Consider the following 263-nt stretch of genomic DNA (forward strand, 5'->3'; position numbering starts at 1 on the left):
GTTATAAAAAATTTAAAACTAAAGCCTTTTCTCAAATATAATCCCAGTGTTTTTGCTATCAATGAATTGTTATTTTATATCGATTACGAATCAAAAAAGGTTAAAAAGATAGAAGAGGGAGAAATTACCGGGATTTACAACTTACCGCTCCTTACAGATAGTAAAAGTAAAATATTTTGGAGCAGGACTAACGGCCAGGTTTTTATTTTAAATAATAACATTATTTATACATGTTCTTACAGCAAGGTCCAACTCAATACAGC

1 protein-coding gene is annotated in these 263 nt (G+C 29.7%); it reads left to right on the top strand.

Annotated features, from left to right (window positions below; all coding sequences use genetic code 11):
- On the top strand, nt 1-263 hold a 263-nt coding region (locus tag SB717_RS36850), incomplete at both ends, for a hypothetical protein (RefSeq protein ID WP_410908034.1).

The organism is Priestia sp. SIMBA_032 (assembly GCF_046535215.1).
GTDB lineage: Bacteria > Bacillota > Bacilli > Bacillales > Bacillaceae_H > Priestia > Priestia aryabhattai.